The 24593-nt window shown below is 39.5% G+C and carries 25 protein-coding genes; 10 read left to right on the forward strand and 15 right to left on the reverse strand.

Going from position 1 to position 24593, the window contains the following annotated elements:
* Positions 1 to 77 precede the first annotated feature (77 nt).
* Entirely contained in the window at positions 78 to 563 is a 486-nt protein-coding gene (locus tag EGT34_RS13405) for an RNA pyrophosphohydrolase (RefSeq protein WP_000567254.1), read from the reverse strand.
* A 182-nt stretch (positions 564 to 745) separates the two neighbouring features.
* Between EGT34_RS13405 and EGT34_RS13410 the strand changes: the two genes are divergently transcribed.
* Positions 746 to 1396 (forward strand): HAD family hydrolase, encoded by a 651-nt coding sequence (locus EGT34_RS13410; protein ID WP_000761587.1) that lies wholly within the window; start codon positions 746 to 748, stop codon positions 1394 to 1396.
* A gap of 54 nt (positions 1397 to 1450) precedes the next feature.
* Here EGT34_RS13410 and EGT34_RS13415 read toward each other — a convergent pair whose 3' ends face one another.
* A complete protein-coding gene (locus EGT34_RS13415; protein ID WP_000114043.1) occupies positions 1451 to 2047 on the reverse strand; it encodes a hypothetical protein in 597 nt (198 codons plus the stop codon).
* 95 nt (positions 2048 to 2142) lie between these two features.
* Between EGT34_RS13415 and EGT34_RS13420 the strand changes: the two genes are divergently transcribed.
* Positions 2143 to 2379 carry a hypothetical protein gene (locus EGT34_RS13420; RefSeq protein WP_000164721.1) on the forward strand — a complete coding sequence of 79 codons (237 nt, stop codon included), beginning with the start codon at positions 2143 to 2145 and terminating at the stop codon, positions 2377 to 2379.
* Between the two features lie 5 nt (positions 2380 to 2384).
* Here EGT34_RS13420 and EGT34_RS13425 read toward each other — a convergent pair whose 3' ends face one another.
* Both EGT34_RS13425 and EGT34_RS13430 read right to left on the reverse strand, forming a co-directional pair.
* Entirely contained in the window at positions 2385 to 3245 is an 861-nt protein-coding gene (locus tag EGT34_RS13425) for a LysR family transcriptional regulator (protein WP_001046500.1), read from the reverse strand.
* Positions 3246 to 3362: 117 nt separating this feature from the next.
* On the reverse strand, positions 3363 to 3611 hold the full coding sequence (locus EGT34_RS13430; RefSeq protein WP_001284190.1) for a DUF2061 domain-containing protein: 249 nt from the start codon (positions 3609 to 3611) through the stop codon (positions 3363 to 3365).
* A gap of 243 nt (positions 3612 to 3854) precedes the next feature.
* Between EGT34_RS13430 and leuC the strand changes: the two genes are divergently transcribed.
* The 4 genes from leuC (at position 3855) to leuB (ending at position 7754) form a co-directional block, all read left to right on the forward strand.
* Positions 3855 to 5273, forward strand: a complete 1419-nt coding sequence (gene leuC / locus EGT34_RS13435; RefSeq protein ID WP_000907607.1) for a 3-isopropylmalate dehydratase large subunit — start codon at positions 3855 to 3857, stop codon at positions 5271 to 5273.
* 18 nt (positions 5274 to 5291) lie between these two features.
* Positions 5292 to 5939, forward strand: coding sequence for a 3-isopropylmalate dehydratase small subunit (gene leuD / locus EGT34_RS13440; protein ID WP_000649450.1), 648 nt, complete (start codon positions 5292 to 5294; stop codon positions 5937 to 5939).
* A gap of 112 nt (positions 5940 to 6051) precedes the next feature.
* Positions 6052 to 6642 (forward strand): hypothetical protein, encoded by a 591-nt coding sequence (locus EGT34_RS13445; protein ID WP_001984507.1) that lies wholly within the window; start codon positions 6052 to 6054, stop codon positions 6640 to 6642.
* A gap of 32 nt (positions 6643 to 6674) precedes the next feature.
* Positions 6675 to 7754, forward strand: coding sequence for a 3-isopropylmalate dehydrogenase (leuB, locus tag EGT34_RS13450; RefSeq protein ID WP_000043180.1), 1080 nt, complete (start codon positions 6675 to 6677; stop codon positions 7752 to 7754).
* A gap of 53 nt (positions 7755 to 7807) precedes the next feature.
* On the opposite strand, the gene EGT34_RS13455 is transcribed toward leuB, so the two are convergent.
* Positions 7808 to 8215, reverse strand: coding sequence for a hypothetical protein (locus EGT34_RS13455; RefSeq protein WP_002030185.1), 408 nt, complete (start codon positions 8213 to 8215; stop codon positions 7808 to 7810).
* Between the two features lie 168 nt (positions 8216 to 8383).
* Here EGT34_RS13455 and EGT34_RS13460 point away from each other — a divergent pair, with 168 nt between their 5' ends.
* Positions 8384 to 8752: a lysozyme inhibitor LprI family protein gene (locus tag EGT34_RS13460; RefSeq protein ID WP_000724606.1), complete on the forward strand. Its 369-nt coding sequence runs from the start codon at positions 8384 to 8386 to the stop codon at positions 8750 to 8752.
* A gap of 51 nt (positions 8753 to 8803) precedes the next feature.
* Here EGT34_RS13460 and infA read toward each other — a convergent pair whose 3' ends face one another.
* On the reverse strand, positions 8804 to 9025 hold the full coding sequence (gene infA / locus EGT34_RS13465; protein WP_001284370.1) for a translation initiation factor IF-1: 222 nt from the start codon (positions 9023 to 9025) through the stop codon (positions 8804 to 8806).
* Between the two features lie 263 nt (positions 9026 to 9288).
* On the opposite strand from infA, the gene EGT34_RS13470 reads away from it, so the two are divergent.
* Entirely contained in the window at positions 9289 to 10299 is a 1011-nt protein-coding gene (locus EGT34_RS13470) for an AraC family transcriptional regulator (protein ID WP_002009591.1), read from the forward strand.
* A 19-nt stretch (positions 10300 to 10318) separates the two neighbouring features.
* On the opposite strand, the gene truA is transcribed toward EGT34_RS13470, so the two are convergent.
* The 5 genes from truA to asd form a co-directional block, all read right to left on the reverse strand.
* Complete coding sequence (gene truA, locus EGT34_RS13475) at positions 10319 to 11116, reverse strand: tRNA pseudouridine(38-40) synthase TruA (protein ID WP_001190105.1); 798 nt, start codon at positions 11114 to 11116, stop codon at positions 10319 to 10321.
* A gap of 14 nt (positions 11117 to 11130) precedes the next feature.
* Complete coding sequence (locus tag EGT34_RS13480) at positions 11131 to 12102, reverse strand: asparaginase (protein ID WP_000717081.1); 972 nt, start codon at positions 12100 to 12102, stop codon at positions 11131 to 11133.
* Between the two features lie 58 nt (positions 12103 to 12160).
* On the reverse strand, positions 12161 to 13423 hold the full coding sequence (locus EGT34_RS13485) for a hypothetical protein (RefSeq protein WP_000967565.1): 1263 nt from the start codon (positions 13421 to 13423) through the stop codon (positions 12161 to 12163).
* Positions 13424 to 13482: 59 nt separating this feature from the next.
* Positions 13483 to 14847, reverse strand: coding sequence for a FimV family protein (locus tag EGT34_RS13490; RefSeq protein ID WP_000128075.1), 1365 nt, complete (start codon positions 14845 to 14847; stop codon positions 13483 to 13485).
* Positions 14848 to 14995: 148 nt separating this feature from the next.
* Positions 14996 to 16114 carry an aspartate-semialdehyde dehydrogenase gene (gene asd, locus EGT34_RS13495; RefSeq protein WP_000862762.1) on the reverse strand — a complete coding sequence of 373 codons (1119 nt, stop codon included), beginning with the start codon at positions 16112 to 16114 and terminating at the stop codon, positions 14996 to 14998.
* Between the two features lie 189 nt (positions 16115 to 16303).
* Between asd and EGT34_RS13500 the strand changes: the two genes are divergently transcribed.
* Together EGT34_RS13500 and gltP are read left to right on the forward strand one after the other, a co-directional pair.
* Positions 16304 to 17425: an endonuclease/exonuclease/phosphatase family protein gene (locus EGT34_RS13500; RefSeq protein WP_000639214.1), complete on the forward strand. Its 1122-nt coding sequence runs from the start codon at positions 16304 to 16306 to the stop codon at positions 17423 to 17425.
* 689 nt (positions 17426 to 18114) lie between these two features.
* Positions 18115 to 19401: a glutamate/aspartate:proton symporter GltP gene (gene gltP, locus EGT34_RS13505; protein WP_000787677.1), complete on the forward strand. Its 1287-nt coding sequence runs from the start codon at positions 18115 to 18117 to the stop codon at positions 19399 to 19401.
* A 56-nt stretch (positions 19402 to 19457) separates the two neighbouring features.
* Here the strand turns inward: gltP and EGT34_RS13510 are convergent, their stop codons facing one another.
* From EGT34_RS13510 to EGT34_RS13525, 4 genes are all read right to left on the reverse strand, one after another.
* The gene (locus EGT34_RS13510; protein ID WP_000867107.1) at positions 19458 to 20558 is read right to left on the reverse strand and encodes a glycosyltransferase family 4 protein; all 1101 of its coding nucleotides are present in this window, start codon (positions 20556 to 20558) and stop codon (positions 19458 to 19460) included.
* 265 nt (positions 20559 to 20823) lie between these two features.
* Complete coding sequence (lpxL, locus tag EGT34_RS13515) at positions 20824 to 21759, reverse strand: LpxL/LpxP family Kdo(2)-lipid IV(A) lauroyl/palmitoleoyl acyltransferase (protein ID WP_000078874.1); 936 nt, start codon at positions 21757 to 21759, stop codon at positions 20824 to 20826.
* 119 nt (positions 21760 to 21878) lie between these two features.
* Positions 21879 to 22511, reverse strand: a complete 633-nt coding sequence (locus EGT34_RS13520; RefSeq protein WP_000886289.1) for a LysE family translocator — start codon at positions 22509 to 22511, stop codon at positions 21879 to 21881.
* Positions 22512 to 22656: 145 nt separating this feature from the next.
* Positions 22657 to 24567 (reverse strand): ATP-binding cassette domain-containing protein, encoded by a 1911-nt coding sequence (locus EGT34_RS13525; RefSeq protein WP_000323468.1) that lies wholly within the window; start codon positions 24565 to 24567, stop codon positions 22657 to 22659.
* Between the last annotated feature and the right edge of the window lie 26 nt (positions 24568 to 24593).

A 24593-nucleotide genomic window follows, 5' to 3' on the forward strand; every position in this document is an offset into this window, starting at 1 on the left:
TACTCCAGTATTTTTTAGACTATGAATGTATTTATAACAGCACTTTTAATAAAAATCATTTGCTAGATAAATGATTTTTAGGGTAATTGTTGCACTGGCAACTGTGTACACAACTCCACCATGGCTTTACGGTAAACATCACGTTTGAAGTTCACCACTTGACCAAGAGGATACCAATAGCTAACCCACTGCCATTCATCGAATTCAGGCGGGTCGGCGAGGTTTAACTGAATGTTTTTTGCAGGCGCAGTTAACTTCAGTAAAAACCATTTCTGTTTCTGTCCGATACATACGGGGTCAGAGTCTGACCGAATATACCGATGTGGCAAACGATAACGCAGCCATCCTTTGGTTTGCGCAATAATCTGGACATGCTCGGGCAATAAGCCGATTTCTTCTCTCAGTTCTCGAAAAAGTGCCTGTTCAGGGGTTTCTCCAAACTGGATGCCTCCTTGTGGAAATTGCCAAGCATTGTGACCAATGCGCTTTGCCCATAAAACCTGTCCATCATCGTTTGCCAAAATGATCCCGACATTGGGTCGGAAACCTTCTGAGTCGATCATTTGGCTACCTAAATATTGTCTATATCGTTGACTTCGATCACGGGGACAAACACTTTTTTATGTCCAGCTCGAAAAGATCAAAGTAAAATGTTTAAATTGTTACGATCTTAACGAATTTCTATCGACTAGCGGAGATAGATTTACATTTTTTTTCTTAAATTTCAGTTTAAACGAGAATTTTCATGAAACTGGCGTTGTTTGATTTAGACCATACCTTGTTAAATACCGATTCAGACCACTCGTGGGGTGAATTTTTAGTCAATGAAGGTTTGGTTGATCCGGTTCATCATCGTCAGATGAATGATAAATTTTATGAAGACTACAAAGCAGGGCAACTAGATCCATATGCTTATAATGAGTTTGTTTTCGGCTTTTTAACAAAGCATGACAATAACTACTTAACTGAGCTTCATCAGTTGTTTATGGAAAAAGTGATTCGTCCTCAAATGCGACCAAAAGGTTTTGATGCAATCAAAAAACATCAAGATTTAGGCCATACCATTGTAGGTATTACAGCAACAAGTGATTTTATTACTGCGCCGATTTTCCGTGAATTTGGAATTACTGAAATCTTAGCAACTAACGCCGAGGTTGCTGATGGTAAATATACAGGTAAAGTGGCGGGTTTAGCGTGTTATCAAAAGGGCAAACTTGCACGTCTTGAGGCATGGCTGGACGGACGTAGCGTTTCTGAGTCTTGGGCTTATTCAGATTCAATTAATGACCGTTTTTTACTTGAATATGCAACGCATGCGATTGCAGTCAACCCTGATGATCGTCTTGAGAAACTGGCTCAAGAACACAACTGGGAAGTTCAGGACTGGTCGATTTAATTTAAAGCAAGAGCTTCCTAGAAAAATGTAATATTCCGGAAGCTCTCTAATAAATTATTTAATTTTTTCTGTGGTAAGCCAAATATTTGAATCAGGATTTTGTTGATGCCAAAGCTTGAATTGAGCTCGCCATTGTTGAAAAGGAACCGATAAAGTAGGTCGTGGGTCATCACTTAAGCTATAAGCCATGCCTTCTACCAGCCATTTAGGTTTAGTTAGCATTGCTATATTTCCCCATTCTTCTGCTTGTCGATGATGAATAAGCTCATGAGTGATATAGAAATCTTTCCAGCCTCGCGGTGCAACCAATAACCCCAAATTACCAACCGCTTTAGCGGCTGCTTTTTCCATACCAAAGGTATTTGCACATTGTGGAGTTGAGCAAAAAACCATAGTGGGTTGTTGATGAAAAGCACCTACTTTATTTTGGGTCTCTTTTAATGCCTGATTATAAAGTGTCTTTGCAAGAGGCTGTGTCTTTGGATCATCTACACAGACTTGACCATCACAATGTAACAATGAAAGGTGATGGGCGAAAATAACACGTATCGGTTTAAACCAAATAAATGTAACTAGAACTAAGATAGCTAAAGTTATAAATATATATAAACCGATTTTAATTATCTTTGAATATTGATTCTTCACGCTCATGAATCTTAAGTGAAAAGTATAATGATAGTAGAGTAAAGGGTATATATTTATAGTATTATTTCTAATCAATATATAACTTTATTAATTAAAATAGCATGACTAAAAATAAGCGCACTAAAAGTAAAGGTAGCAATGGTTTCTTTCAAGAATTTATAGATCAGCTCATTACCGCTATTTTTGGTGAGTTACTTATTTATATCATTGCTTTACTGTTTATGAGTGCACTTGGCGGAATTATTTTCGCTGCTATATGTTTCAGTTGGGGCGTTCTATTTTTACTACTACCTTTCGCGGCTTTGATTTATATTCTTATTAAAAAATATAGCCATTAATACCGTTATTCTTGCATCATTTTAATCAATTCCTGCATGGCTCTAGATTGAGTACGTGCAGGATGCCATACCATGCCTAACTGCCGGTTCATCTCGACATTTAAATCAAGCTGCTGCATATCTTGATTCAGCAGAGTTTTTGGTAAAACTGACCAACCTAAACCAATAGAGACCAACATACGAATTGACTCTAGTGGGTTATTGCTCATGGTAATTTTCGGTTTAAGGCCTTGTTTTTCAAACTCAGCCAAGGTGATTTGGGCTGTATAAGTCTGTGCGGCAGGCAGCAAACTTGGATATTCAATTAAATCTTGTAAAGTTAAATTCTTTTTTTGAGCCAATGGATGAAATGGAGCAGCTACAAAAACTAAAGGATCATTCCAGATCGTAATATAGTTAAGACGCTCATCACCTGAGGGCGGGAGTGTTAAAAAAGCTAACTCTAAATCGCCAGCAAGTACCTGTTCGTGTGCTTGTTCGGAATCAACAAAATGTACGTCTAGCGTGACTTGAGGAAACTGCTGAACAAAGTGTTTAAGCGGAGCAGGCAAGTGATGCAAACCGATGTGATGACTCGTCCCGATTTTTAAACGACCTTGTATTTGGGTTTGCTCATGACTTAGCGTGTGGTGAATATCTCGAAGTTCATTTAACCAGCTTTTAACTTTTGGTAATAATGAATGCGCAGCATGAGTTGCTTGAACCCCACGGCCTGCCGATTCAAATAACTTTACGCCAAAGTACTCTTCTAGGCTATGAATACGTTTGGTGACAGCAGGTTGGGTAATAAATAGTTGATCCGCAGCCACAGAGATCGAACCTGTTTCCATAACTTTTACAAAAGCTTCAAAGGCTGCAAGATTCATAATACAACTCTACTTGGAATAGAAAAATCGAGAGAGGCTAAAGTTGCCAAGCCAAAATCGTATCATGCTTGCAGCTCAACGTTCTATAAAGTTGTGATTTAGCGTATTAATCTTAATCTAAGCAGTCGTCTCGTTTTCGCTTAAAGCTGATATACGGCGGTCTTTTGCTGCCCATACTTTTTCATGAAAGAAAAATGCAAAAGCTTGTACTGTTGGTTCTAACATACTTAGTGTTAAAGCCATCCAAATATTACCCGTTACAAAGTAGGCAACTAACATGGCTACCGTAATATGCATTATGTAGTAACTTAAGGTTTTCTTTAATGTACGTTGATTATTAACAACGAATTTTTGAATATTAGCCATAACTATTCTCTCTACCTGTATTTGATATTTTTAGTATAGAGATGAGAGTATAGGATTAAAAATGGATTATGCAAATGATAATCATTAGCAAATCCGATTTATATATTTTGACCGATATTAAAACATTCAGGAATGATTCCTAAAAGTTTTCTAATTTATAAAAATGATAAATTAGATTTATGTAAAACTCTGGCTATAATCGAAGAAAGATTAGAATTACCCAGTCCAATGGAGCAAGACGACATGGCAGGCAAAACTTTATATGACAAATTGTGGGATGACCACGTAGTTACTCAGCGTGATGATGGTTCGTGCTTACTTTATATCGACCGTCATTTATTGCATGAAGTAACGAGTCCACAAGCATTTGAAGGTTTGCAACTTGCTGGTCGTCAACCGTGGCGTTTAAGTGCAAACGTAGCTACCCCAGACCATAACGTTCCAACATCTAAAAAAGAACGTGATCAGGGCATCGCTGGTATTGAAGATGATACTTCTCGTATTCAGGTTCAGACCTTAGATGATAACTGTAAGGCATTTAATATCGTTGAATTCGGTATTAATGATATTCGCCAAGGTATTGTGCATGTTGTTGGTCCTGAACAAGGCTTAACTTTACCGGGTATGACGGTGGTGTGTGGTGACTCACATACAGCGACTCACGGTGCTTTCGGTTGCTTGGCACATGGTATTGGGACATCTGAAGTTGAACATGTGTTAGCAACACAATGTTTGGTTCAGAAAAAATCTAAAAACATGTTGGTTCGCGTCGATGGCGTATTGGGTAAAGGTGTAACACCAAAAGATGTAGTGTTAGCCATTATCGGTAAAATTGGTACCGCTGGCGGTACGGGTTATGCAATCGAATTTGGTGGTCAGGTATTCCGTGATATGTCGATTGAAGGACGTATGACGGTATGTAACATGGCGATTGAAGCGGGTGCGCGTGTAGGTATGGTTGCTGTTGATGAAAAAACCATTGAATACGTAAAAGGCCGTAGCTATGCACCAAAAGGCGAACAATGGGATCAAGCAGTTGCTTACTGGAACACATTGCATTCAGACGATGATGCTGTGTTTGATGCAGTTGTTGAATTAAATGGTGCGGAGATTGAACCACAAGTGTCTTGGGGTACTTCACCTGAGATGGTTATTCCGGTGTCGAAAGCTGTACCAACTTTAGAACAAGCGAAAGATGACGTACAACGCAATGACTGGACACGTGCTTATCAGTATATGGGCTTAAATGCAGGTCAGGCATTGGCTGATATTCAGCTTGATCGTGTCTTTATCGGTTCTTGTACGAATTCCCGTATTGAAGATATTCGTGCTGCTGCTGAAGTAGTTAAAGGCCGTAAAGTGGCACCTAGCATTAAGCAAGCCATGATTGTTCCGGGTTCTGGTTTAGTTAAACAACAGGCAGAAAAAGAAGGTTTGGATAAAATTTTCTTGGAAGCTGGCTTTGAATGGCGTGAGCCGGGTTGCTCAATGTGCTTGGCAATGAACGCGGACAAGTTACAACCGGGTGAGCATTGTGCATCAACCTCGAACCGTAACTTTGAAGGTCGTCAGGGTAATGGTGGTCGTACTCACTTGGTCAGTCCGGCAATGGCAGCAGCGGCTGCGATTGCAGGTCATTTTGTTGACGTTCGTTCATTTTAATTCGGTCTGGAGCAAACCATGAAAGCTTATACAGTTGAACAAGGTATCGTTGCACCATTAGATCGTGCCAATGTTGATACAGATTTAATTATTCCAAAACAGTTTTTAAAGTCGATTAAACGTACAGGTTTTGGCGACAACTTATTTGATGAACTTCGTTATTTAGACGAAGGCTATCCGGGACAAGATAACTCGGTACGTCCAAAAAATCCGGATTTCGTTTTAAATCAGCCTCGCTATCAAGGTGCAACCGTTTTAATTGCTCGTACTAACTTTGGTTGTGGTTCAAGTCGTGAGCATGCACCTTGGGCATTAAACGAATATGGTTTCCGCACTGTTATTGCGCCAAGCTTTGCTGATATTTTCTTTAATAACTGTTTTAAAAACGGTATGTTGCCAGTCATTTTGCCTGAAGACATTGTTGATCAGTTATTTAAGGAATGTGCTGCGCAAGAAGGGTATCAATTAACAATTGATTTGGCTGCGCAAGAAGTTCGTACACCAACTGGCGAAGCATTTAAATTCGAAGTGGATCCATTTCGTAAGCATTGCTTGTTAAATGGTTTGGATGATATTGGCTTGACACTTCAAAATGCGGACGCAATTCGCGCTTATGAAGAAAAAACCAAACAGGTTCGTCCTTGGGTATTCCAAGAGATAAATTAACCTTTCGGTACATTTTAAACATAGTCATGGCGTCATGTTCAAACTCTTGCTAACATGCTAAAGCATAACAACAGCTTAAAATTATGCACTAGATGAGGATTGGGCTTGAACAATGAAGAGGAACGTTACTCATAGCTTTTTGTTGAGCCTGTGCGCGATAACACTAAGTGCTTGTCAGAGCACTTACAATGTAGTGGATACTGTTCGTATTAAGCAGGCTGAACAAGAAAATTTGGGGCAGAATGCAGCAATATATTGTTCGGGCGCAAAAAGTTGCGAATTTGAACGGCTAAATGATATTACTGTTGTTGACGCACAGACACGTCGTATTAGTAATCAGGCAATTCATCAAGGAATTGTGAGATTAAATGGTTCGGTGTTAAGTCAAAGCAATAGTTTGTATCTATCTGTGCCTGCCAAACAATATGAAGTGGTGATTCGTTACTATCCGATTTCTCCAGATCGGGCTGAAACGATTCATGTTATTCACCAATTCAAAGCTAACCATCGCTATATGTTTAAAATGTACCGAGACAAATCTAACCGTTCGGGTAGTTTGCTGAATGTTTCTGTACCAGATCCATTATGTGTTGACTTAGAGCAGGATGGGCGGGTAATTCGCCGTTTTTGTCGACCATTTGATGTCACCACAGGACTAGGTGAATTTCTCGAACAGAAAAAACTAACACCACGGCAGTCGTAACGCTGTCTTGTCTTTGAAAAATGGAAAACTTCATGTCTAAACAGATTTTAATTTTGGCTGGCGATGGGATTGGTCCTGAAATTGTTGGGGCAGCAGAAAAAGTATTAAATAAAGTAAATGAAAAATTTAATTTGTCGTTGACTTGGGAACATGGCTTGTTAGGTGGTGCAGCGATTGATGCTCATGGAGAGCCGTATCCAGCCGTAACTAGCGAGCAAGCAAAGAAGGCTGATGCCATTTTATTAGGTGCTGTTGGCGGACCAAAGTGGGACACTATTGAACGTTCTATCCGTCCTGAACGCGGTCTTTTAAAAATTCGTAGTGAACTTAACTTATTTGCTAATTTGCGCCCAGCGATCTTATATCCACAATTAGCCGATGCTTCTAGCTTAAAACCTGAGATAGTTGCTGGTTTAGATATTTTGATCGTTCGTGAATTGACTGGTGGTATCTATTTTGGTCAACCACGTGGTATTCGTGAACTCGAAAATGGTGAAAAACAGGGCTATAACACTGACGTTTATTCTGAAAGCGAAATTAAGCGTATTGCAAAAGTTGCTTTTGAACTTGCAGAATTACGTGGCGGTAAAGTGTGTTCTGTAGATAAAGCCAATGTTTTAGAAGTAACAGAGCTTTGGAAGCAAACGGTCACAGATTTACAGCAAGCCAACTATCCAAATATTCAGCTTTCACACATGTATGTGGACAATGCTGCCATGCAGCTTGTACGTGCGCCTAAACAGTTTGACGTAATCGTGACAGGTAACTTGTTTGGCGATATTTTGTCTGATGAAGCAGCAATGCTTACCGGCTCAATTGGTATGTTGCCATCGGCTTCTTTAGATGAAAATGGCAAAGGCATGTATGAACCTTGTCATGGTTCAGCGCCTGATATTGCAGGGCAAAACGTTGCAAACCCGTTGGCAACCATTCTTTCAGTTGCGATGATGCTTCGTTATACCTTCCGTGAAGAAGCTGCTGCTAAAGCAATTGAAGATGCAGTAGGGCAAGTACTTGATCAAGGTTTACGTACAGCCGATATTATGTCTGAAGGCATGACTAAAGTTGGTACAGCTGAGATGGGTGAAGCAGTTGTTGCTGCTCTTGTTTAATCGCTACTTTGCTAAAAAACGCAGCTTAAAGCTGCGTTTTTTTATGGTTGTGTTTAGCAAGCTTTACCTTCGTATTGAATAGATTCGGCAATGTCATTTTTGAGCTTAAAAATAACCTTGCAATTAAAGTTAATATCATAAGAGTTGCCGCTCAAATTACCTGATTGTATGGGAACAGAACCACCTCTCATATCGACATTACTTACCATCGGAATTGGGATGCTTAAGGGCCGTAAAATCGTATAAATAAGTTGATCAGAAGTTTTTTGTGGTGTGCGGGCGACTTGAAAGCCAAGACTCCGTAAGTTGAGATCTTGCTGAATCGTTGTAGATGATTTGCCTATAAAATTTTTTAAATATTCTTGCAAATCTACAGATTGGCGTGGATGACTAGCACAGCCATTAATATTAAACAGCATGAATGAAAGCAAACTCATTTGACATAAGGTAGATATATTCATTTTTTCTCTATATAGAATTATATTTATCATTAAAGAACAATAGGTTGGATTTGCTAACTTGTAAAGTAAAAAAGCAGGATTATGATAAATAGAAGGTAAGTTTGCCTTTAGACTTATTCTTATATTTACAGACTAATAATAATTGCCCAAAACTTAAGGAAGAAGAGTATGAAAAAAATAGTTTTTGCCTTTTTGTGTTTCGGAATAACCACGGCCTATGCTGATAACTGTGATAGTGCTCGTAATACTTATGATGATATTTACTGTACCAATAAAATCTATGCGAGTGCTGATGCAGACCTGAATAAGAATTATCAGGCATTAAGAGCGAAATTAAATACAGCACAAAGAAATACGCTTAAGAAGTCGCAGCTTGCTTGGATACGCCAACGTGATGCTGAATGTACAGATTCTAATAGAAATAGCGTAGACGTGCAGTGTCGTTTACAGACAACGCAAGAAAGAAACCATTGGCTGCAAGAAAGATTGCGTGAATGCCAAACGGTGGGATGTAAAACCAGTCGATTAAGTGAATAAAAAACGCAATAAAAAAGCCACATGATGAAGTGGCTTTTTTGCATTCACTAATTAGCGAGCACGGTACGTAATACGACCTTTGGTTAAGTCATATGGAGTCATTTCGACTTTCACACTGTCGCCAGTAAGAATACGAATATAGTGTTTACGCATTTTACCAGAAATGTGTGCAATAACTTCGTGACCGTTTTCAAGACGTACACGGAACATCGTATTAGGAAGCGTTTCGGTGACAACGCCTTCGAACTCAATGAGTTCCTCTTTATTGGCCATAGCCTACCTGATGATCAAATTGGAAAGGCGCAAATTATAGTCAATTTATTTAAAAAAAACAAGATAGACATCTTCTTGTGAAAGCATCTGGTTAAAGTATGACTAATAAAAAAGATGTAATTTTTTTCACAAAAGAACTCTAATTCTGTTGTCAGTTTGGTCAATCAACGCTAATCTAAAATCATAGTTATTAGGGACTGTTCATGCATAAAGAGTCAACAGCTCCTAAGTATCAATGAAGTATCTACATGGAAGGGCACTGCGTGGGTCAGCTAACAGATGCATCAGTTGTATTACGTTTTGGCTATCAAGCAATTCGTCGTGCAGGATTGCCAACAGAAGAAATATTAACTAAAGCGGGAGTCGCTTTAAATCAGGTCGATACAAACGCACGTACTCCGTTAAGTGCGCAGTATGCCTTTTGGACTGCTGCTCAGGAAGTCAGTAAAGATCCAGACATCGGTTTGCATTTAGGTGAGCATTTACCTTTGTACCGTGGTCAGGTGATTGAACATTTATTTATTAGTAGTGAAACTTTTGGTGAAGGGCTTAAGCGAGCTTTGGCTTACCAGCGACTCATTAGTGATGCATTTGATGCAAAACTGGTGGTTGAAGATGGACGCTGCTATTTGACTAATGGTGAGCAGGTAGGGGCAGACAACCTTGTTAATCGTCATTTTTCAGAATGTGCGATTTCAGGTGTGCTCAGATTCTTCAAATTTATTACCGAAGGCCAGTTTCATCCGATCTTCATTGATTTTAATTTCAGTGAAGGTGCTTCTGAAGATGAATACTTCCGCGTCTATGGCTGTCCGGTAAGCTTAGGGCAGAAAGAAACACGGCTATATTTTGACCCTGCCATTTTAGATTTTCAGCTTTGGCAGGCAGAGCCTGAATTACTTCAATTGCATGAACAATTGGCAATTGAAAAGTTACAAGAACTTGCCCGTTATGATTTAGTGGGTGAGGTTCGCCGTGCGATTGGTTCGACACTTGAAAGTGGAGAAACGACGCTAGAAACCGTAGCGGCACAATTAAATATTACGCCGCGTCGTTTACGGACGCAGTTAAGTGAAGCAAATACCAGCTTCCAGCAAATACTTTCTGACTACCGTTGTCGTTTAGCTAAAAAACTTTTAGCAAATACTAATGAAAGTGTTGAGCGTATTGTGTATTTAACAGGTTTTTCTGAACCGAGTACATTCTACCGCGCGTTTAAGCGCTGGACCAATGAAACACCGGTTGAGTACCGTAAGCGTAAGCAACATCGTTAGAACTAAAAATTGGTTAAGCCTACTCAGGTAGGTTTAACCAATGTGGCCCGAGCGGTGGTTGTGGTAAGTCAAACTGCTCGGGATAATAACATTGAATAAAATAGAGACCATCAGGTGGGGCGGTAATTCCTGCTGCCTTACGATCTTCGGCTGCGAACATTGTATCAATATGGTCGATTTCATACATGCCTTGCCCAATTTCAAGTAAGCAACCCATAATATTTCGAACCATATGATGTAAAAAGCCATCAGCTTGAATATCTAAAACCAAATAACGTCCATGTTCAAACAAACGGCAATGCTTTACATGTCGTACAGGTTGATTTGACTGGCAGGCTGCTGCACGGAAGGTTTCAAAGTTATGCGTACCTTCAAATTTGCTGGCAGCTTTAACCATTTTTTGCACGTCTAATTTTTGATAAATATGCGTGACTTGTTTATGTAAAAGTGCAGGGCGATGTGGAGCGTTATATACAACATAGCGGTAGCGACGAGCAGTGGCTTTAAACCGTGCATGGAACTCTTCATCCATCTGTTTAATCCACTGAATTGAAATATCCTTAGGAAGCTGGCTATTTGCTCCCATGATCCATCCACGCTCTGGACGAATCGCATTAGTGTCAAAATGAGCCACCATATTTGTTGCGTGTACTCCTGCATCTGTTCGACCAGCACCGTGAAGTGTGATCGGTTCATCCGCGATTTTGCTGAGTACACGCTCTATAGTTTCCTGAACGCTGGCAACGCCTGGCTGTTGTGTTTGCCAACCTCGATATTGAATACCACTAAATTCAATACCGACCGCATAACGTTGCATGGCTTCACCTCTATTTAATGCAGATTTTCATTCCAATGGTTCAACCATTGTTCTGGGGTTGGGTATTTTAAATAGATTTGAAGTGCTTTTGCATAGAGATCTGCATGGCTATGGGCATCATTAATGACAATTTTTGCAGTTTTGGCCCAAGCACTAATTGCATAACGTTGGTCAATACCCCCAAAAGTCACTTGTGTCGCCAAAATTGGTACACATCCACGAGTATAGAGTTCGTCTAATGTTGCCAAAAATTCATCGTTTACGGCGATATTACCTGTACCAAAACCTTGCAACACTAAAAAGTGTGGTGGGGCAGGAAGTAAGTGACGTAATTGTTGTACTAAATGCTGTGTTGCAATCGGTTGCATCATCCAGTTTAAAAGCTGAAAGGAAGCAGCTTTTTCAATTTGAGCATCTTGTACGATCAATTCATTTTGCTGAGGCGTAAACTCAACGTTACTACTTAACCCTGAAAATGCATCGAGTTCAGTGGTATGCGTTTTTAATGCAGTTTGTGCGTGAAATACTTGATGGTGGAATGCGAGATAAGCACCAACCGGAAGTGCAATGACCTGCTCTAATGCAAGATATAAGTTTTCAATTGCATCAGTAAATTCACGGGTGTTATCACCTTGAATATTGAGTAACGGGTATTGGCTACCAGTAATCACAATATGACAGCTTTGCCCTAAAAAGCGAGCTAAAGTCGCAGCTGCATAACTGAGCGTATCTGTACCATGAATGACAACAAAATGCTGATAGCCTTCTAGTTGTAGTTGTTGTATGCGTTGAATTAGGCGTAACCAGTCAGGTGCTGTACATGCACTGCTATCGACAATATTGGGCGCAGCAAAGCAATCAACTGTTAAGTGTGGGGGAATCACTTTCTCAAGTTGAGGTAGGAATTGGTCATAAGGCATAGGAGCTAAAGGTTCACCAATGCAACCAAAAGTACCACCCATATAAAATAAAGCTATTTTTTTCATCTTTTTGCAGGCATAAAAAAGCAGTCATCTCTGACTGCTTATGGTAAATCGAACAGTTCTAAGAAGCTATGCGATTAAGTAGGTTTTTCGCATGTTGTTGTTGTTCTGTGTTGAATTTTTGCTCATCACTCTGTAGTAAATTACGCGCTGCTTGGTTCGCTCCAAACTTAATGTATTGTTCAGCTAATTTTAAATCGAGTTCATTTTCATTTATTTGTTTTAATTCTGGAAAAGCTTCTAAAAGCGGATCCTCTATTTGGGTTTGAGTAGCTGCTTCATTTACTACATCTATATGGTTTTGAGTTTCAAGCTCTGGTGCTGGAACTAAGGCAGGCTCATCTAACGAAAACTCAAGAGGTGCGATAGAAGCCGCTTCTAATGGGGCTTGTTCTACGAGTTTAATTTCATCTAGTGATGGAGCTTGTTCAACAGATTTTGTCTCTGGACTTGAAGGATTTAAGTCAAAGTTAAAATCTAATGCATTGATGCTATTTTCTTGGTCTGCTTTTACCTCTACTGCTTGAGATTTTTCCTCAGTTCCATGCAGAGGTGCCAAGTCAAAAGAAAACTCTAAATCGGCCAGCTCATTTGTTTCTTGAGTGGATGATAACTCAGGTTGTTGTGCCGGTTGGTTGGTATTTTCCGTAGCCGAAGTCTGTTCGAATGAAAAGTTAAACTCTAAAGGTTCAATTTCAACAGCAGGTTCTTGTTTTACAGGGGGATAGTCTTTCTGTAGGTCATCAAAAGAAGCCTCGGAAGAACTTGTTGTTAATTCATCGAACTGAGCCGTTGTGTCTGTGTTTTTCGGTTCTTTATATGTTTGAGCTTGAGGGAAATCAATAGCATCAGGTTGTCTGGATGATTCATATTCTTTTTGTCGAGTTTCTGCTTGAGCTGCTATTTCATTTAAACCTAAGCTACGAATATGGCTAATCAACTGTTGAATTGCAAATTCATCTTTCTGAGCAATATGAATTTCAAGAAGTAATAAATACAGTTCATGTTGAGTATTATCTTTTTTTAGCGCCTGATTGACTTGAGCTTCAGCTGCTGAAAACTGTTTTTCTTGAATGAGCTGTTGAATATTGTGTCGTAAAGCTTCCGGTACAGGATTACTTTGAGGGATAGCAGGAATATTTTCCTCAATGACCTTGGCTTTTATTTTTTCACGCGAGCTTTTGCTTGATTTAGCACTCGCTTTTTTGCCGGATTTTCTATTTATATTTTTTGGGGAAGTGGCCTCTTGTTTTTGACTATTCTCGCGTTTTTTTAAAATAACGGCGACCACGAGTAATATGATAAACGGAATCACATATAACATTACTTTCCCCTTAAAAAATAAATATTTGCAATATAAAGCGTGCTAACTCTGGTTTTAACTTAATGTTTTTGCTTGTGAGTTTGTTGCTGTGCCTGTAATTGCTGTTGTAACTCTGCCAAACGCGCATTCAAGAGTTGAATACGTTGGTCTTTTAAACTTAAAGTTTGATTTAGTTTGGTTACATTCCTTTGTAATGTAACGGTTTTTTTGCGAGTTGTCATAACTTTTACTGCTAACTCAGTATTGTTTTGACTTTGTTGTGTGCTCTTTTTTGCACTTCCATGAGCAGAATTTGGGCTGTTCTCTGCCACAATGCTCATTTCAGCTTGTTGTAAACGATATTTAGCTCTGCCAGAAGAGGGTTTTGCCAAGTGAGCTTCACTCGATTTAGGTTTTAAATGGGAAGCTTTAGTTGTATTTGTTGTTAAGTTTAGCGAACTTCCCTGACGTAAACGGTTTACATCACCTTGAATAAAAGCATGTCGGTTTTGTGCTTGGATATCTCGCATGACTTTAGCCACGGGTTGTTTGGTCTGTGCTGCAATACGATTGGCAATACTCCATAAAGACTCGTTACGTTGTACGACATATTTACCAGTAGGTGCCGGGCCTTTATAAGCGCTAATTTTTTGCTTTTTCGGCGTATTTTTACTTAATACATTTTTTTGTTGGGCAGTTTTAGATTGCGCTGCTTTTTTGACGGTAGTTGTTTGATTGCCATCACTTGATTTGAGTGAAGTCGAAGGTTGTTTCTCTACAGCCGATGATTCGGTATTCATTGTAGCTATAGTTGGCTGAAGTGTTTGAGTCGAAGGTTTTTCGGTAAAAGGAGCCACAGGAGCAGGGCTAGAACTATTCAAAGCTGGAGCAGTTCCAGTGCTAATATTTAGATTATGTTCATTACTTGTGGTTTCTGCCACCGTTGATGTATTTTCAGTAGGTGTGTACTGAGTACTTTCAGGCAAATTTAATGCGATATCTTTTTCATTTACGATAAATTGCGGTGAAAGTGGACTTTCGTTAATGGCGGCTTTTTTTATAGGCGATGGCTTTAAAACGGTTTTAATATGTTGAAGACGGGTTGCGTTACCTTCACTGACTTTTACGACAATATTCAGTTCAGGATCGATAATAGGACGCGATGAGGTAATCACAATAACGCCAGAACCCTGACCATTTTGGCGTATATAAAAGTTTAGGTTACCCGGAGGTTGATGAGTTACTCCCAAACCATTGAGATCATCTTGAGTGGCCAAACTGACTTGCAATGGGGTATTAGGATCTGCTTGCTGAAAATTCATTTCTGCATAAAGTAATTCCCCAGGTGCAGATTGAATTTGAATAGGATCTAATGTAATCGCATAAAGAGAAGGCGAAGACATAATGGTGAAAATGGCAATTTTTAATTTGTTATATGCAGTCATCTCAATCCATGACCTGATCAGTCGTAAAGTCGTTCAAAATTATACAATAATGGAATGTAAATAAATTGTTAATTTTTTACAAACCAGTTACGAAAAAGCCGATCAAATGTGATCGGCTTTTTATTTTGACTGAATAATTCAGATCAAATTATGAGCTTTTGTATTCTACTAAAATACGTAACATACGACGTAGAGGCTCAGCAGCACCCCAAAGTAACTGATCGCCTACTGTGAATGCGCCGAGGTACTCTTTACCCATATTGAGTTTACGTAAACGACCTACAGGTACAGTTAGGGTACCAGTTACAGCAACAGGTGTAAGATCAGTCATTGATGCTTCACGTGTATTTGGTACAACTTTAGCCCACTGGTTTGAGTTACGAATCATATCTTCGATCTCATCAAGCGGAACATCTTTTTTCAATTTGATGGTTAATGCTTGAGAGTGGCAACGCATTGCACCGATACGAACACAGTGACCATCGATAGGAACGATTTGAGAGTTACCTAAGATCTTGTTGGTCTCAACTTGTCCTTTCCACTCTTCTTTTGATTGACCGCTTTCAAGCTGTTTATCAATGTAAGGAATTAATGAACCAGCAAGTGGCACACCAAAGTTCGCAGAAGGGAAACCCTCACCGCGTTGTAACTCGGCAACTTGACGGTCAATATCAAGAATTGCAGATTTAGGATCATCTAACAAAGTTTTGGTATTGTTATATAAATAACCCATACCTGTTAACAACTCACGCATGTTTTGTGCGCCAGCGCCTGATGCCGCTTGATAAGTCATCGCAGTCATCCACTCAACCAAATTATTTTGGAAAAGTGCGCCAACACCCATCAACATGAGTGATACTGTACAGTTACCACCAACGAAAGTTTTAGTACCTTTCGCTAAGCCGTCTTTAATTACATTAAGGTTAACCGGATCAAGAACGATGATTGCATCATCAGTCATACGTAAAGTAGATGCCGCATCAATCCAGTAGCCATCCCAACCAGTTGCTTTTAACTTTGGGAAAACTTCAGACGTGTAGTCACCACCTTGACAGGTAATAATGACATCCATTTGCTTCAGACTGGTAATGTCTGTAGCTTCCATAAGTGCTGGGGCAGTCTTACCACCAAATGAAGGAGCTTCACCACCTGCATTACTGGTAGAGAAGTAGAATGGCTCAATATGAGCAAAATCATTCTCTTCAACCATACGTTGCATAAGGACGGAACCGACCATCCCGCGCCAACCGACCAGACCTACTTTCATGTCATTTTGCCTCGGTGCGTTAAAATTGTTAAAGGGGGAGTTGAGTGTATCAAAAGTGCTCACAACTGCAAGCGTTACAGAATCAAAACAGCAATTTTATTGAGTAGAATATCTTGTTTATGTTACATACAAAATTGATAAAGATGACAAAAACATTAAAAAACAAATCATCTTAAAAGAGTAATTTCAATGATTTATATCGAAGTACTGGCAGTAGTGGTGATTTGGTTAAGCTTCTGGTCACTTATTCCTCGTGATGAGTGGTGGTTTCGAGGTGCAGATTTTCCAAGATTACAAATTCTGTTTATTGGCTTAATTGCTTTAATTGGTATGTTGTTTTGGCCGACCGAATGGGACGTATGGCGTGAGCTTTTGCTTGCGGTACTCATCGCAGCGATTGCCTACCAACTTAAAATGGTTTTACCGTATACGCTGTTTTGGAAAAAACAGGTTAAAAAGGTCAAACAGCATCAGCTAGATCCTAAAAAACAGATTTCACTGATAGTTTCTAATGTGCTCACCCCGAATGATAAATATCATTTATTACTTGAGCATGTACGGACTTTAAAACCTGATTTATTGCTTACTTTAGAGAGCGATACAACTTGGGAAAATGCTTTAAAAGAGATCGAGAAAGATTATCCATACCGTGTGCCCGTACCTTTAGATAATTTATACGGAATGCATTTATATAGCCGGTTACCGCTTAAAAATACTGAGGTTAAATTCATTTTAAGTAATGAAATACCTTCTATTCATACCACGGTAATTTTGCGATCTGGCATGCCTGTTCAGCTCTACTGTTTACATCCTAAGCCACCTAGCCCAACTGAAGCAAAAGATTCAACACTGCGTGACGCTGAGCTTTTAATTGTCGGAGATCAAATTAAAGATCTTGATGAAAGTTGTATTGTGATGGGGGATTTAAACGACGTAGCGTGGTCACGAACAACCCGTTTATTTCAACGTATTAGTGGGCTACTCGATCCACGAGTGGGGCGGCATTTTATTAATACTTTTCATGCGGACTATCCTTTATTGCGCTGGTCACTTGACCATATCTTTCATAGTACAGACTTCGGTTTAGTAAAAATGCAGCGTTTATCTCATATTGGATCAGACCATTTTCCTGTCTATGTCGTTTTACAAACAGGTCGAATATTTGAAGAAATTCACGAGGAACTAGAACAAACTCAAGCCGATGAAGAAGAAGCTCAAGCCGCGATACAAGAAGGTATTGCTAAAGCTGAAAAAGAAGAAAAAATCGTGACTGATGAAATTGCACAGCCTTATAAAGAGAAAAATATATAAAGTGAGTTGTAAGCAATAACGTACAAAGATTTGAGTCTAGGTCCAATAGGCAGGCAGAGTTAAAACCCGTATTCTACATTCATCGGCACACGGAAGCGGGAATGGATAATCCCAAGTAAGGATGCACTAAGCTGATATGGAACGACATCACGGATAAGATGTTAGAACGGAAGCGATAAAAAGAATTATATACCCTGAAAGCACAACCTCATTTACCCGAGTTTTGCAGGACGCAGAACTCGGGTTGATATTTTATAGATATATCATTTAATTCGTTGTAAATAAAACCAATATTTTTAAGGTATTCTTAATTTTAAAATCTACTTAATTATAAGTCATCGTCCATAAATTTTTTTATATATCTGAGCAATTTTTAATGAAAATGGATACAAAAAACTTTTTTGTTAAGTTTTTGTTTTTATAGATTATTGACGGATAAATCTAGGCTTTGACCTATTTAGATATAAATTGGACTTGTTTAATTGGCAAATCTCAATAGAATGTGCCGATCGTTGACATGTTGGATCGTCAACAGGCATTGTTGTTTACTTCGCCGGATCGGCGGGTTGTGATTTGCTTGTGCATTTAAATTTCTGTTTGGAAATTCGTGTACATATTGAGGTTTCACTCTAAAGTAGTGGTCTTCTCCCTCTCATATTTGATACTTTGCGGTGCATAAGGATTGTCTTATGAAGAATTTTAAATTTAGCCTTGCATGGCAAATTTTAATTGCTTTAATCCTAGGGATAGTTGTCGGGGCTGTTTTACATAACCAGCCTGAAATCAAAGATAGTATTGTAAATAACGTTCTTACTCCATTAGGTAAGATCTTTATTAGCCTGATTAAAATGATTGTAATCCCAATCGTTTTCTCTACATTGATTTTAGGTATTGCTGGTGTTGGCAGTACAAAAAGTCTAGGGCGTCTTGGTTTTAAAACCATTCTCTATTTCGAAATTATTACTACTATTGCTATTTTGGTTGGCTTGTTTGCAGCGAATATCTTCCATCCAGGTTCAGGCATTGATATGTCTCAACTGGTACAAACTGATATTTCTCAATATAAGCATACAACTGAAGAAGTACAGTCACAGTCTCATGGTATTATCCAGACGATATTATCGCTTATCCCAACGAACATTATTAGTTCAATGGCGCATGGCGAAATGTTGCCAGTGATTTTCTTTGCTGTGCTATTTGGTATTGGTTTATCTTCATTACCAGCAACAACAAAAGACCCATTATTAAATGTATTTCATGCTGTATCGGAAACAATGTTCCGTGTAACACACATCATCATGAAATATGCGCCAGTGGGTGTATTTGGCTTAATCGCTGTAACTGTTGCAAACTTCGGTTTTGCTTCGCTTATTCCATTGGGTAAATTGGTTGTATTGGTTTATGGTGCAATCTTATTCTTTGCTTTAGTGGTTTTAGGTATTACTGCAAAAATGTTCAGCATCAATATCTTTACTTTGTTTAAGATTTTGAAAGACGAATTAATTTTGGCGTATTCGACTGCAAGTTCGGAAACAGTTTTACCGCGTATTATGCAAAAAATGGAAGCTTATGGTGCGCCAAAAGCGATTTCTAGTTTCGTAATTCCAACTGGTTATTCATTTAACCTTGACGGTTCTACGCTTTACCAAAGTATCGCAGCAATCTTTATTGCACAGCTTTACGGCATTGAAATGTCAATCAGCCAACAAGTGATTTTAGTTGTAACGTTAATGATTACTTCTAAAGGTATTGCAGGTGTTCCTGGGGTATCATTTGTTGTGTTATTGGCGACATTAGGTAGTGTTGGTATTCCTGTAGAAGGCTTAGCATTTATTGCTGGTGTTGACCGTATCATGGATATGGCTCGTACTGCGTTGAACGTTGTAGGTAACGCGCTTGCTGTACTTGTAATCAGTAAATGGGAAAAACAATACGACTATGAAAAAGCTGCTGCTTATGAAGCATCTCTTAAGTAATAGAGAAGTTTTTTAGTCGAAAAAAACCCGCGAACATCGCGGGTTTTTTTATTGGGTTATTTCAATACACTTTGATATAGCTCAAGCGTTTGGTCACACATATCTTTTAAACTAAACATTGTCACAGGAGCGACTGTTTGCGGTTGTTCAATATGATTCTTTACTGTTTCTACTAAAGCTTTTTCATTTTCTGCTTCAACAAGACCTTGCGGGTACACATGAGATAAAATCTCGGCAACACCTCCACGGTTCCAGCCAATGACCGGCGTGCCTACCGAAAGGGCTTCTAATGCTGTTCTACCGAATGTTTCTGCTTGATTGGATAGAGAGAGCACTATATCGCTAAAAGCGAGCCATTCGCGTATATCTGAGCGATGTCCTACAAAGGTAATTTTATCTGCAAGTCCTTTGCTTTGAATGGTGTTTTGCAACTCACTTAAATAGGCTTGTTTTTTTACATCAGCCCCACCCACAACAACAGTATGCAGTTGAGGATATTGCGAATGAAGTTGCTGCATCAGTTCAATTAAACTTTCATGTCCTTTTAAACGAGTAATACGGCCAGGTAGGCAAAGTAAAAATTTATTTTCGAGTTCGGGAAAGTCGTTAAAGACTTGGTTAAACCACTGTGCTGAAGGTTGGTAGTTATGCGGAAAAGCAGCAGGGTCAATGCCTCGATAAATACGGACAATATCTTGTGGTGGACAGTTTTTATAATGGTTTGTGATGTATTTAACTACGCTATCAGAAACAGCGATCACTTTTTCTGCCTGAGTCATGATCGCACTATAACGATTAACTGAATAGAAACCATGTACCGTGCTAATGAGGTGAGGGCGTTTATTCGCTGGTATTTTTCTTAAAGCGAAGTGGGTTAGCCACGCAGGTACGCGAGAGCGCACATGTACAATGTCTGGTTGGTGCTCTTCAATCAGCTGACGTAATGGACGGATTTGCCACAAGCTTGACAATGATTTTTTATGGATAGGCAGCGTTAAATGAGTAGAACCTTCAGCTTCAAGTTGAGACACTAGTCGGCCGCCATTTGAAACAACCAAAGATTGATGGCCTTGTGCAACCAGTGCACGTGCAATTTCCAGTGTGCCGCGTTCTACGCCACCGCTATTGAGTTCTGGGAGAAGTTGCATCACTTTCATTGTTTTTTGCCTTATACGTTCATAAAAGATGAATCATCCATAGATACATCATCTCAAACTAAATCATTATCCGGAGTTTACTATCGTGATAGCGACATGGATGTCGCTGTTGCGTTGTGTTACAAGGATGTAACATCAGCGGAACAAAGGATTTTTGCTTACTTTTCATCCCTAAAAAGTAAGGTCTGCCTATCCGAAAGTATTTGAATATCACTTTAAATCGAGGCTGTGCCTATTACTAATCTAAAATTATTACAGCCTTATCTTAATAAATCTCTTCATATCCCTCTGGACGTGTTTTAAAACGACGGTGAAACCACATATATTGAGTTGGTGCGATACGAAGCTGGTTCTCAATAATCTTATTCACACGCGTTGCATCATCGACTTCATCTTCACTTGGTAAATTGTCGACCGCAGGTTCAATCAAAATATGATATTTAGGGTTCTGTACATCGCCATGACGATAAAAATATAAAGGCACAGCAACCGCTTTCGAGATTTTTAATAAACGACGGTGAGCGGTTACAGTGGCAGCTGGCACTCCAAAAAATGGTGCCATAACACCTTGTTTAAGCCCAAAGTCTTGATCGGGACTATACCAAATTGCATCGCCCTCTTTAAGATGACGAATCAAACCACGCATGTCATCATGATCAATTTGTGCTTTATAAATTGTGCCGCGGCAACGATAAATTAGCATATCGAGGAGTGGGTTGTTTTGAGGGCGATACACAACATCCGGCTCGAAATATTGGGCGCATACATAACCACCTGCATCGAGTAAAGTACTATGTGTACCAAGCAATAAAACACCTTTGCCTTGAGCTTGTGCATTGGTAATGTGTTCTAAGCCTTCAATAGTGACACGGTTTTTAAACCAGTAAGGCTTATACCATGCGTTTAAGGTCTCAAAAATACCAAGCATCATATCTACAAAAACTTGTTTTGCTTGTTGCTGTACTTTTTCAGGTGACCATTCAGGGAAACAAACTTCTAAATTACGAATTGTGGTTTTACGACGAGACTTTAAATATTTCCAAGCAAGGTTTGCCAATCCATGAGCTAAGCGCCATTGAATTGCCCACGGTAAAATAGCCAAAAGCATCAGGAAAGTAATCGCAATCCACACACCCCAATATTTAGGCAACAAAAAGGACCATTGAAACTCACCGGGCGTATAAGGCTGCTTTTGGCTCATAACGATATAAAGAATTTAAAAAGTTAAAACTGCCAAAAGTGTATCACGAACTGAATTTATCGTCGTAATACACAGGAGTAAATTGAAGGTTTAGACGCGATAAAGAAAAATAAAGCGGGTTATCGGCGGTGTTCTAGAAGAATACGAACCGCAAGGCCGGCTAATACTGTACCCATGACCCAGCGTTGAATGCTTGCCCAAAGTGGTTTTTTTTGTAGAAAAAGAGCAATGCTACCAGCAGAAAATACAATCAGCGCATTTACTGAAACGCTTACAAAAATTTGTATAGTCCCGAGTTGGATAGACTGCGCTAAAATACTGCCTTGTTGCGGGTGAATAAACTGAGGTAATAAAGATAAATACATAATCGCAATTTTAGGATTAAGTAAATTAGTCAAAAAGCCCATTAAAAATAACTTTAATGGTGAGTCAACCGCTAAATCTTTAACATTAAAAATAGGTGCGGCATTGGGGCGTAAAGCTTTCCATGCTAACCAAAGTAAGTACATCGCACCGGCAATACGAATAGTGTCATAGGCATATGGAACTGCGACCACAAGTGCCGTAATCCCGAAAGAAGCGCAGAGCATATAAAATACAAAACCAACGGCAACGCCACCGAGAGAAATAAAACCTGCGAGTTTGCCCTGACTAATGGAACGAGAGATAAGATAAATCATGTTTGGGCCTGGGGTGAGTACCATCGCCAGACAAATGAATCCAAATGCCAAAATTTGAGAGAGATCTAGCATGGAAATATCCTTAAATATTATTATACTGATAGGTATAACATAATTATTTTTATAAATCTTATTTGAAAAAATATCTTAAATTATATTTAAAAAAGCCCCCTAATCTAGGAGGCTTTTTAAATTAATCAGCAGGTAAAAAAATTAATTAATTCCCTTTACTCATTTGCTCAAGTTCATCCCAGCGCTCTAACTTTTCAAGGAGTAACTCTTCAATTTCTGCTAGACGCTGGCTTGCTTTGGTTGCCGCATCGGCATCCGTTACGAACCATGAGCCGTCAGCAAGTTTATCAGAAAGTTCAGCTTGCTCATTTTCTAACTTTTCAATTTCTGCCGGTAATTGCTCAAGTTCACGTTGATCTTTGTAGCTTAATTTGACCTTTTTTACGTTCGTTTGAGCTGCATTTTTTTCAGCTTCTGCTTTAGCCTGAGCTTTTTTTACATCGCCTTTTTGGTCAACGACTCTCTCGTTTGGACGCTGAATCAAATAGTCCTGATAACCACCGATATATTCTGCAATACCGCCTTTGCCGTCAAATACCCAAGTTGATGTTACAACGTTGTCCATAAAAGCACGGTCATGGCTAATTAGAAGCAAAGTACCTTTATATTCAGACAACATCTCCTCAAGTAGCTCAAGTGTGACCATATCTAAGTCATTCGTTGGCTCATCCATTACAATCAGGTTCGATGGCTTGAGCAATAGTTTTGCTAACAGGACACGATTACGCTCACCACCAGAAAGTGCTTTTACCGGTGTACGAGCTCGTTCCGGAGAGAATAGGAAGTCTTGTAAGTAACTGAGAATATGGCGACGTTGACCATTTACATCAACGAAATCTGAACCTTCAGAAACGTTTTCAGAAACCGACTTTTCAAGGTCAAGCTGATTACGTAATTGGTCGAAGTAAGCAATTTCAAGCTGAGTTCCTGTTTTGACAACACCTTCGTGCTGAACTTCGCCTAAGATCGCTTTAATTAAAGTAGTCTTTCCTACGCCGTTATCACCGACCAAACCAATGCGGTCACCGCGCATAACAATGGCAGAGAAATCTCTAATGAGGGTTTGTCCATCGTAGCTTACGCTTAAGTGTTCAATATCAAATACAAGTTTGCCTGAGCGCTGTGCTTCTTGAACGCCCATATTGACTTTGCCTTGTTGGAAACGGCGAGCTTTTGACTCTTCTCGTAATGCTTTAAGGGCACGGACACGACCTTCATTACGTGTACGACGTGCTTTAATACCTTGACGAATCCATGCTTCTTCTTCGGCAAGTTTCTTTTCAAACAAGGCATTTTGTTTTTCTTCAGCTTCAAGTTGCTGAGCTTTTAGGTCAAGGTAACGAGAATAGTTTCCTTCATAGCTGCGTAATATGCCGCGATCCAATTCCACAATACGAGTTGCAAGGCGGTCTACAAAAGAACGGTCATGCGAAATAAAGAGTAAGGTTAAATTATTCTGATCAAGCAGGAATTTCTCAAGCCACTCAATACTTTCAACATCTAAGTGGTTAGTTGGCTCATCGAGTAATAACACATCTGGTTGGGTAAGTAGGGCGCGGGCGAGTAAAACGCGACGTTTACGACCACCCGATAGGTCTGCTAGATCTGCATTCGGATCTAACTCCATTTTGCCTAAAATCGTGTTGACCTTATTTTCTAATGCCCATCCATCAAGTTGGTCAAGTTTATGCTGTAAAGATCCCATACGATCGCAAGCTTCCATGTCACCAAGTACACAGGCATCACTTGCTTCATGATAGGCTTTAAGTACGGCAGCGGCTTCTCCTGCACCTTCTGCTACAATATCTGCAACTTTGCCCGATGACATTGGAACATCCTGAGCTAGCATAGAAACAGTTAAACCATTTTGGACAGAAACTTCACCAGAATCTGGTAGTAGGCTTCCCTCAATGAGTTTAAGTAAAGTAGACTTACCTTCACCATTACGACCAATTAAACAGACTCGTTCGCCACGTTCTAGGTTGAAGTTCGCGCCATCGAGCAGGGCAGGTCCGCCAAAAGCAAGTTGGACATCCCTTAAAGTAATATAGGCCATAATGTTTTCCAAAATCTCAAATGAGG

It is taken from the genome of Acinetobacter sp. FDAARGOS_558, from assembly GCF_003937785.1.
Classification (GTDB): Bacteria; Pseudomonadota; Gammaproteobacteria; order Pseudomonadales; family Moraxellaceae; genus Acinetobacter; species Acinetobacter baumannii.